This window comes from Nocardia aobensis NBRC 100429 (assembly GCF_000308375.1).
GTDB classification, from domain to species: domain Bacteria; phylum Actinomycetota; class Actinomycetes; order Mycobacteriales; family Mycobacteriaceae; genus Nocardia; species Nocardia aobensis.
The window spans coordinates 16,794-27,309 of sequence record NZ_BAFQ01000279.1 but is presented as its reverse complement, the minus strand read 5'-3'; the positions used below and the strand labels follow the sequence as shown (position 1 = coordinate 27,309).

Here is a 10,516-nt window from a genome sequence, read left to right as displayed (position 1 = left end):
ATCAGCCTCAGAAACGAAGGGCGCGCCGGTGGACCACCGCACCACCCCGGCCCCTCCGCAGCAGTCCCGTCTCCGCGGGGCGAATCGACGCTGCTCGCAGACGACAGGACTTCCCCATGACTGACGAACCCGACATACCTATCGATGTATGGGAGCCCCCGAAGCCGGCCCCATCACCGCCGGAGCGGCCCGCATCGGAGCCGATGCCGCCCTACCCTCCGAGTGCCGGATCGCTGAGCGAGTCGTATCCGCCGTTTCCTCCGGCCGCCCCGCAGTACCACCCGATGGATCACCTCACCGGATACCCGCAAACTGCTGTCCCCCAGCCTGTTTCGCCGCCGATCATGCACGTGATCCAGCAGTACCCGCCGGGCGCGCAGATCGTCGTCAAGCGATCCTTCCCGCACGGGCTGCATCTCGTGCTCACCCTCATCACCTGCGGGCTGTGGTCGCCGATCTGGTTGGTCCACTACCTGCTCGCAGACAACAGCTGATCCTCATCCCCGAACCATCACGGCCACAGCCGTTTTCACCATCAGGAAGCATCATGAACACAGCTCGTATCGTCGCGTCCCTCCTGGCCGCCGGCGCCACCGCCGCCGTTCTCACCGTCGCCGCGCCGGCGACGTTCGCAGCCCCCGACACCGGCCCCTCGGGCTCCGCGTCGGGCTCGGCCGGTAGCAGCTGCGGTCCGCGCAGCGGCGCCGACAATCTCTTCCTCAGCAACTACGCCGAGGACGACGACACCTGCAGCGGCCAGGACTCGGCGATCCAGCTCGCGCAGGCGGAGTGCCACTGGCTGGACGCCTACGGCAATTCCGCGCACAACCAGATCGTGCTCGCGGAGAAATCCCGCGGCGCCGTGAAGTACCCCTACATCTTCCTCGACGCCGCCATCGAGGCCTACTGCCCGCAGTACGAGCTCTGATCCTCTTCGCACGATCAAGGAGTTACGACCGTGTTCCGCAACACTTTTCCCGCACTGCTCATCGCCTCGGCAACCCTGACCATCGCCGCCGCCACAGCATCCGCCGCGCCGGCCACCACCCTGCACGAGGGCATGCAGGTGGTCGGCACCGATGTCGAAGAGGGCACCTACTACACCTCCGGCCCGGGTGCCGACGACTACGGCTACTGCTTCATCACGTGGTTGCCGTACAAGGGCGCGAAATCCTCGGAGGCCACCGATAGCGAGTCGTATTCGGGCGCCTCCTACGTACAACTACGGGCCGGCGACGTGATCAACGTCGAGGGCTGCACCTGGACCCACGAGTAGGGCGGACGCGATGACCTACCAACCCGGACCGCATCCGCAGATGCCGCCGCAGTATGTAATCCAGCAGAAGAAGCCCAAGTTGCCGAAGGCTCTACTGATCGTGGTTGTCGGCATCGTGCTGCTGTGCGGTGTCGGCGGCTGCATCGCCGGCCTCGGTGGCAAGGACTCGGCCGGTTCGAAGCACAGCACCACCGCGGGTAACTCTGCTAGCGCGACGGAGGCCGCGAAGCCGCCGCCACCAGGCATCAATACTCCGGTCCGCGACGGCAAATTCGAATTCACCGTCACCGACGTGCAGACCGGCGTCAAAGAGGTCGTCGACAACCCCTACCTACGCCGCACCGCCCAGGGTGCATACACGATCGTCACGATGACGGTGCTCAACACCTCGAAGGTCCCCTACGGCTTCTCCCCCGGCAACCAGGACCTCTACGACACCCAGGACCGCAAGTTCAGCAACGACACCGCGGCCGCGATCAACCTGCAACCCGACAAGAGCATGTACGCAAACATCAACCCCGGCAACACGACTACCGCCAAAGTCGTCTTCGACCTGCCAGCGGATTCGCAACCGGACCGGATCGTTCTACACGACTCCATGTTCTCCGGCGGCGCGACGGTTTCGCTGCGCTGACCGGGTGATCGGCGCCGGGTGGGCACCCACGCGCCCACCCCGGCGCCGAGCCCGAAGCGACCCGCTCCCCACCGATACCCCGTCTACTGAGACACATCCCCCGCCGGAAGGAACCGTGCCTTGAAAAGAATCGCGACATACCTCGCTATCGCTGCCATCGGGGCAGCAACCGCCTGCGGAGCGACGGAAACGACGACCACGCAGCCGACGATCGCCGATACGAAGACCACTGTCCCGGTGCCGACGACGACACCTCCAACACAAACACCCCAGGCACAGGCGCCCTCGAGCGCGCCGGCGGCCACGCAAGCCGTGACAGTGCCGATGCCGAATGTCGTGTGCATGAATTTGCAGGCCGCACAGGACCTCATCCAAAAAGCCGGAGTGTTCTTCTCTCGAAGCAAGGATGCGACCGGAGCCGGCCGAATGCAGATTCTCGACCGCAACTGGGTCGTCGTCGCACAGACCCCTGCCGCCGGCGTCCCGATCGGTGAGGGCGACGCCGTGCTGTCGGTGGTGAAGAAAGGCGAACCGGGAGATTGCTCCTGATCGCAACCAGCGTGACTTTCCGTAGCCCATATGTCTTCAATTCCGCCCAACCGCCCGACAGGGCCGACACAGTGGTGGGTCAAGCTGCTCGTGATCGGGGCCGGGGTGGCCGCACTCGGCTGGTTCGCCGGCGACATGGACATGTCGCCGTCGCACGCGCTGATCCTTATCGCGATTGCCGCCGCACCGATCGCGTTGCTGGTGCTGGTGATTCGAGCGCTGGTGCGCGTCGGTGACAAGCGGCCACCGCCGGTGGGCCTGCCGCCGCAGTCGGCTGCGGGACCACCGCCGGGTTGGTATCCCGATCAGGCTGGTGTGCTGCGCTGGTTCGACGGCCAGAAGTGGACCGAATTCACGCAACCACCTCCCCCGCGGCTATAGCGAGGGTTCGGCACTCGGGCCACAACGCGAGCCGAATAGGACCGGTCGTGTGTCACATCCCGCCCGTCACCGCCGATACTAGTTTGATCCGCCGACCCCGACCCCAGGAGCACTGTCGATGACCACTGTCGAACCGCCCGATACCTTCGAGGTAGCCCCCGGCTCGATCGTGGTGGTCCGTGATGAGGAATGGCTGGTGACCTCGGCCGAACAGGGGTCCGATGGGTGGGTGCTGCGGGTGCGTGGGCTGTCGGAGCTGGTCGCCGACACCACCGCCACCTTCTACCGCAGTCTCGACGACATCGAAGTCCTCGATCCGGCCAAGGCGCAGGTGGTCCCCGACGGTTCCTCCGGCTACCGCGACTCGCGGCTGTGGCTGGAGTCGCTGCTCCGCAAGACCCCCTTCCCCTACGGCGATCAGACGCTGACGGTCTCGACCCGCATGCTCGCCGACTCCCTCGGCTATCAGCGTGCCGCGGTGGCGAAAGCTTTGGACCCGCAACATATTCGACCGAGAATCCTGCTGGCCGACGCCGTGGGCTTGGGTAAGACCCTCGAGATCGGCATGATCCTGTCCGAGCTGGTCAGACGCGGACGTGGCGAGCGCATCCTGATCGTCACCCCGCGCCACGTCCTCGAGCAGATGCAGCACGAACTGTGGTGCCGGTTCGCGCTCCCGTTCGTGCGTCTCGATTCGGCCGGCATTCAGAAGGTCCGGCAGAAACTGCCCGCGACCCGCAACCCGTTCACCTACTACAAGCGCGCGATCATCTCGATCGACACCCTCAAAAGCCCCCGCTACAAGGCACATCTGGAACGCCAGCACTGGGATGCGGTGGTGATCGACGAGTCGCACAACCTCACCAACGTCGGCACGCTCAACAACGAGCTGGCTCGCATTCTGGCACCGAACACCGAGGCGCTGATCCTGGCGTCGGCGACTCCGCACAACGGGCGCGAGGAGTCCTTCGCCGAACTGCTGCGTCTCCTGGACCCCACCACGGTCGCGGCCGACGGTTCGTTCACCAAGGACGACGTGCAATCACTGCTGATCCGCCGACATCGCCATCATTCCGAGGTAGCCGCGGAGGTCGGTAGCGACTGGGCCGAACGCGCCGAGCCGGTGCACCGTCTGGTGACGCCCTCACCCGTGGAAGAGCTGGTGGCGCAGGAGCTTTCGCAGGTATGGCTGCATCCGGAATCGGGCCGCTCGCCGTACTCGGGTGAAACGAAGGCATTGTTCCCCTGGACCTTGGCGAAGGCATTCCTGTCCTCCCCCGCCGCCCTCGGCGAATCGATCAACCAGCGCCGCAACAAACTCCGCGAGAAAGGCGGCCCGCATACCCCCGAGCAGCGCGCCGAACTGGAAGCGTTGAACCGGCTCGCCGACCTCAACGACAAAGCGTTCACCGAATCCGCCGGCAAGCAAGCAGCCCTCGTCGATCGGCTGCGCGAAATCGGAGTAGGTCCGAAATCCGGCACGCGCGCAGTGGTTTTCGCCGAGCGCGTGGCGACCTTGAAATGGCTCACCGACCTGCTGCCCACGGCACTGGGTCTGAAGCCCGAGGCGGTCGCGATGCTGCACGGCGGCCTCTCCGACGTGGAGCAGCAGCAGATCGTCGACAGCTTCAAACTGGAGACCTCGCCGATCCGCGTGCTGGTCACCGGCGATGTGGCTTCGGAAGGCGTGAACCTGCACGCCCAATGTCACCATCTGATCCACTACGACATCCCGTGGTCGCTGATCCGCATCGAACAGCGCAACGGCCGTATCGACCGCTACGGCCAGAAGCATCCGCCGGTGATCTCGTCGCTGATCCTGGCGCCCTCGGATCCGGAGTTCTCCGGCGATCTGCGGGTGCTGTCACGTCTGCTCGAACGCGAGAATCAGGCGCACGGCACTCTCGGTGATGTGGCATCGCTGATGGGCAAACACAGTGTGGGGGAAGAGGAATCGGCGATCCGTGACGTGCTGGCCGGGAAGTCCAGCTTGGACGAGGCGGTCCGCGACATCGAGGAGGTGGCCGAAGGGAACGATCTCGACGCCTTCTTCGCCCAGTTCGATCTGACCGACGACGAACCCGAAATCCTCCCCGAGGAACCGCGCCACAGCCTGTACGCCGATGACATCAGCTTCCTGGACGAGGCGTTGCGTGCCGCATTTCACGACGTCCCGCACGCCGACCCGGCCGCCGGTGGCGTCGGCTGGACGCGGCACACCAATCACGGCATCGCCGAGTTGATTCCACCCCGCGATCTCAAACAGCGGCTGGGCCAGCTCCCGCAGAACTATCTCACCGACGGCCGCGTGCTGGAACGGTTGAAGCTCGCCACCTCCCCCGCCGTCGGCGACGCTCAGTTGCGTGCGGCGCGAGAAGGTAAGGGCGTCAACGACACAACGTGGCCGGAGGCCCATTTCCTCGGCCCGCTGCACCCGGTCCTGGACTGGGCGAGTGATCGCGCACTGAGCGCCTTGGGCCGCAACCAGATCTTCGCCATCCGCGGCGGGGTCGACGCGGTGACCGTGCTGCTGATGGGCACCCTGATGAACCGGCGCGGCCAGCTCGTCTCCCGAGTCTTCTCGACCGCCGAATTCCCCAACCCGGCCAACCCGGCCTTCTGCCTGGTGGAACCGATCGAGGATCTGAACTTCCTGACCACCGAGACCGGCCTGCGGCCCGGCACCTCGAATCCGGGACCACTCCAGGACCTCGAAGAACTGCAACCCCTCATTCCGGTGGCGGTCCGTGAGGCAGCCCAGTCGATGAAGGTGGTTCTCGATGAGCAGAAGGCTTCCGCGCAGGAGCGCCTGAACGCCTGGCGGCAACGCGCCGACCGCTGGCACGCCGGAGCCGAACAGCTGGAGCTGTTCAGCGGCCAGAAGAAGAAGGTCGAGAAACTGTCGCAGCGCATCCTCGAGGAACAGCGTCTCGCCGAGTCCCTCGCTCCCACACAGCAGTTGGTGCGTCCCCTGCTCGTGATCGTCCCCGCAAAGGATCAGTGACCATGCCCTCTTTCGATTCCATCGTCGTCGGCGAGGATTGGATCAGCGAGCACTACTTCACCACCGATTCGGTGAAGGAGTCCTTCCACGGCAAGGTCCTGGAGCTGCGCAAAACTTGGGACGCCGAGGCCAAGGAGGGCCGGCCAACGGTCCGCAGCACCCTGCTGGCGGCCGCCCGCGACCTGCAAACCGCACTGGCCGCCCTCGCCGAGGACCCCGACGCCGCCCCCAAGGCCCACGCCCAGGTCCGCGCCGCCTTCGGCTACCAGGGTGAACTCACTCCGTTCACCGCCGAGCGCGCCCGCTCCGAACTGGAAATCCCCGACGCCCAGCTCCTCGATATCCCCGATGTGCTGTTTCTGCAAGCCAACCCGGTCGACTCGCTGGAAGATCTGCTGGCGCCGGAAACCGGCCTGCTGATCACCCCGGCCACCGAGGACGGCAAACCGATCGAGTCGGCCTCGAAGGCAGTATCGGCCGCCTTCCGCTCCGACACTCCCCCCGCGTTCGTGGTGGTCCAGGCCGGCCAGTGGCTGCTGCTCGCCGAGGCCGAACGCTGGGCCGAAGGCCGCTACCTGGCCGTGGACCTGCTGGTCGTCGTGGAACGCCGCCACGAGGCCCGCGGCGGCGAAATCGACCGCGCCGCAGCCGTCTTCGGCTACCAATCCCTGAAGGCCAACGCCGACGGCAGCATCTGGTGGACCGGCGTTCTCGAAGATTCCGTCAAGCACACCGTCGGCGTCTCCAAGGACCTCCGCGAAGGTATCCGGCTGTCGATCGAAATCATCGCCAACGAGGTGGTGCGGCGGCGCCGTGAGCGTGAGCTCACGATGGACGGCATCGACGGCAACGAACTCGCCAAACACTCGCTGCGGTTCCTGTATCGAATCCTGTTCCTGCTGTATGCGGAAGCATCGCCGGAGATGCAGGTGCTGCCGACCGGAGCTGCCGAATACGAAGAGGGATACGGTCTCGACCGGCTGCGTGAACTCACCCTCACCGAACTGGTCTCCCACCGCGCCCGCAACGGGACGCATCTGTACGACTCGCTGAAGAAGCTGTTCGACCTAGTTGATCGCGGCCATGCCCCCGCCGTGCGGGAGAACCTTCTCGACGATCCGGCTCCGGGTCTCGAATTCAACCCGCTGCGCGCAGACCTTTTCTCCCCCAAAGCAACCGCGCTCATCGACGAGGTGGGCCTTGGCAACGAAGCCACCCAATGCGTGCTGGAACACCTGCTGCTGACGAAGGAGTCGAAAGGCCGCAAGGGCGGCGACCGCGGTTTCATCAGCTACGCCGAACTCGGCATCAACCAGCTCGGGGCCGTGTACGAGGGGCTGATGTCGTACACCGGGTTCTTCGCGGAGGAGGACCTGTACGAGGTTGCCAAGAACGGGGATCCCGAAAAGGGTTCGTGGGTAGTTCCCGTCGGCCGCGCTGACCACCTCTCCGAATCCGATTTCGTCCGCGCTGAAGATCCGGATACACATGAGCTGAAACCGGTGATTCACCGCGAGGGCACCTTCGTCTTCCGGCTGGCCGGGCGCGAGCGGCAACAGTCGGCGTCGTACTACACGCCTGAGGTGTTGACCAAGTTCGTTGTGTCGCAGGCGTTGGAAGAACTTCTCGACCAGAACGACACTCGGACTACTGCGGACGAGATTCTGCAGCTCACCATCTGCGAGCCGGCGCTCGGGTCCGGGGCATTCGCCATCGAGGCTGTGCGGCAGCTCGCCGGTGAATATCTGACGCGGAAGCAGGAAGAACTCGGGGAGCTGATCGAGGCGGATCAGTATCCGGTCGAGCTGCAGAAGGTGAAGGCGCACATCGCCCTTCACCAGGTATACGGTGTTGACCTCAATGCGACCGCTGTCGAGCTGGCCGAAATCTCGCTATGGCTCGACACCATGGTCGCAGGCCTGCAAGCACCGTGGTTCGGTCTGCACCTGCGCCGCGGCAATTCTTTGATCGGCGCACGTCGCGCGGTGTACATGCCAAACGAACTCGCCAAGAAGGCGTGGCTCAAGTCGGTTCCGAAGGACGTGCCGCTGGGTTCCGAGGTCGGCGCGGGAATCCATCATTTCCTGCTCCCCTCCGAGGGATGGGGCGCCGTGGTCGACACCAGCGAAGCCAAGACCTACGCACCCGACCAACGCGAAGCCCTTCGGCTGTGGCGCAACGAGATTCGTAAGTCCCCCGCCAGGGACCAAGTCGCCAGGTTGCAGGGCCTCGCGCAACGGGTGGAGACGCTATGGGAATTCGCGCAACGCCGCCTGACCATCGCCGAATCCGAAATCCGCCGCGACATCCAGCTATGGGGTTCCGAGCCCTCGCCCCACACACCAGCCGTCACGCGGGAACAGATCGAAACCGTCCTCAACGACCCCAACGGCGTCTTCCAGCGCCTACGTCGAGCAATGGACGCCTGGTGTGCTCTGTGGTCCTGGCCGCTCACAGCCCAGATCGCCCCGCCGTCCTGGGACTGCTGGATCGGCGGACTGGAAGCCATCCTCGGTCAGGTGCCTCATGGCAAAACCCCGAACGTGCCCAAGCACAAGGCACCCTCCGCAAACCAGATGAACTTCGTCGGCGACCTCGATTGGATCGGCCTCGACGAATCCGAAGAAGTGGACCTCTCCTTCGCCGGCGCCCGGCCGATCGCAACCGCCCTCGATCGCTACCCGTGGCTGACCGTCGCCGCCGATATCGCCGAACGAGACGGCTACTTCCATTGGGAACTGCACTTCGGGCCCGTGTTTGCGCGGGGCGGTTTCGATCTTCAGGTCGGTAACCCGCCGTGGGTGCGCCCTGACTGGGACGAGGCCGGGGTGCTGGCTGAATACGATCCGTGGTGGCAGTTGGCGCACAAGCCATCGGAGGCGGACAAGCGGCGGAAATTCGAAGAAGCGCTGGCAGTTCCAGAAGTGCGCCAGATATTCCTCGACGAGCGCGCTGCTCAGGCTGCACAAGCCGCGCACCTTGGCTCCAGCATTGACCGACCCGTACTCACTGGATTGCAGCCAGATCTCTACCGGTGCTTCATGGAACGCACGTGGCGTTCTGCAAGTGCCGAGGGCATCATCACTCTTATTCATCCGGAGAGCCATTTCACCGAAGCTCGGGCGGCGACTCTTCGGCAGAGTTGCTATGCCAGGCTGCGCCGACACTATCGATTCCACAACAACACTTACCAGTTTCCGGAAATCGGCCACAAGAAGACATTCGGAATACATGTATACGGCCACCCCGGCATCGTCCAGTTTATCCACGCCGCGTGGATCTTCGGACCGAGCGTGGTCGAGCGTTCTCTCGTCCACGACGGAAGCGGTCCGGCGCCGGCCGTTCGGGACGACCAGGACAACTGGGATCTACGCCCTCATGCCGACCGCCTAACCCGGGTCGATGAATCCATCCTGGCTCGTTGGGCAAGTCTTATCGACGCGCCCGACACACCACCTACGGCCGCGCGGATGCTCTACCCGGTAAACAGAGCCAGCGCCAGGGTGCTCAATAAGATCGCTGCAGCGCCACGACTCGGCGACGTCGAGTTCGAATGGAACCCAGGCTGGCATGAATCAGCTGATCGGAAAAATGGTTACTTCGAGTCTCGCTCGGGAACTCCCGCAACCTGGCAGGAGGTGATTCTGCAGGGCCCGAACATCACCGTCGCCACCCCGATCTACCAGCAAGGCAATCCGACAATGCGCAGCGGCGGCGATTACTCCCCGATCGACCTCGACTCGATCCCGGACACGTTCATCCCGAGAACCAACTACCAGGTCGCCCGCCCCCTCCCCGACTACCTGTCCGCCTACCCGAAGTGGAAAGGCGAGCTCAGCTCCAACTACTTCCGCCTCGCTTGGCGCGAGATGTGCGACCCTGCGACCGCCCGCACGCTCCATTCAGCCCTCATCCCACCCGGGCCCGCACACGTCGGCGGCATCCTCTCATTAACCGTTAAGAACTTCGCGGACCTGGCTGTCATGGCGGGCTTCACGGGCTCGCTCATTGCCGACTTTCTTATCAAGGTAATGGGCGTCGGTCATGTGAAAACCTCAGCGCTCGGCAAAATCCCACACGTTCGACACCATCCCCTCGAATCACAGCTTATCCTCCGCACCCTCCGCCTCAATTGCCTTGTGCGGCCCTACGCTCCACTGTGGTCTGAGCTCTACGCTTCCAGCTGGCAACAAGACACTTGGGTATCAGAGATCGGGGCTACTTACCCCGACAGAACGGAGCTCGGTGCAGTAGAACCGCACTGGACATGGCACACCCCGCTCCGCAAAGCCGCAGATCGCCGACAGGCCCAGGTGGAAATCGACGCCATAGTCGCCATCATGCTCGGCATAACCGCGGAAGAACTCCTAACCATCTACCGAACCCAATTCCCCGTCCTCCAAAAATACGAACGCGAAGCCCTCTACGACGCCAACGGCCGCCAACTCCCCACCAAACTAGCCTCCGAATACCGCAAAAAGAGTGCACTTCCCCCATCCGAACTCACCGTCGACGGCATCACCTACGCAGAGCCCTTCACCGCCGTCGACCGCGAACGCGACATGGAACTCGCACATGACTACTTCCACAAGTTGGCAGTCCGGAAAGCGCCTTAAGGCTGTAGTTTTCTAAGCGCACGCCGAACCTTGAAATAATGGATTGAGAGTGGGGC

At 64.3% G+C, this 10,516-nt stretch carries 8 protein-coding genes; all 8 read left to right on the top strand.

Annotated features, from left to right (window positions below):
- Positions 1-203 precede the first annotated feature (203 nt).
- The 8 genes from RJ03_RS37480 (at position 204) to RJ03_RS29570 (ending at position 10,460) form a co-directional block, all read left to right on the top strand.
- Positions 204-494, top strand: a complete 291-nt coding sequence (locus RJ03_RS37480; protein ID WP_157163529.1) for a hypothetical protein — start codon at positions 204-206, stop codon at positions 492-494.
- 53 nt (positions 495-547) lie between these two features.
- Positions 548-928, top strand: a complete 381-nt coding sequence (locus RJ03_RS29605) for a DUF732 domain-containing protein (RefSeq protein ID WP_036508767.1) — start codon at positions 548-550, stop codon at positions 926-928.
- 30 nt (positions 929-958) lie between these two features.
- Complete coding sequence (locus tag RJ03_RS29600; RefSeq protein ID WP_036508764.1) at positions 959-1,276, top strand: Rv1352/Rv1906c domain-containing protein; 318 nt, start codon at positions 959-961, stop codon at positions 1,274-1,276.
- A 10-nt stretch (positions 1,277-1,286) separates the two neighbouring features.
- Positions 1,287-1,910 (top strand): DUF4352 domain-containing protein, encoded by a 624-nt coding sequence (locus tag RJ03_RS29595; RefSeq protein ID WP_051025415.1) that lies wholly within the window; start codon positions 1,287-1,289, stop codon positions 1,908-1,910.
- 120 nt (positions 1,911-2,030) lie between these two features.
- Positions 2,031-2,459: a PASTA domain-containing protein gene (locus RJ03_RS36395; protein ID WP_083871417.1), complete on the top strand. Its 429-nt coding sequence runs from the start codon at positions 2,031-2,033 to the stop codon at positions 2,457-2,459.
- Positions 2,460-2,489: 30 nt separating this feature from the next.
- The gene (locus RJ03_RS35325; RefSeq protein WP_245552426.1) at positions 2,490-2,840 is read left to right on the top strand and encodes a DUF2510 domain-containing protein; all 351 of its coding nucleotides are present in this window, start codon (positions 2,490-2,492) and stop codon (positions 2,838-2,840) included.
- A gap of 118 nt (positions 2,841-2,958) precedes the next feature.
- Positions 2,959-5,844, top strand: coding sequence for a helicase-related protein (locus RJ03_RS29575; protein ID WP_051025413.1), 2,886 nt, complete (start codon positions 2,959-2,961; stop codon positions 5,842-5,844).
- 2 nt (positions 5,845-5,846) lie between these two features.
- Positions 5,847-10,460 carry a DNA methyltransferase gene (locus RJ03_RS29570; RefSeq protein WP_036508756.1) on the top strand — a complete coding sequence of 1,538 codons (4,614 nt, stop codon included), beginning with the start codon at positions 5,847-5,849 and terminating at the stop codon, positions 10,458-10,460.
- Positions 10,461-10,516 lie beyond the last annotated feature (56 nt).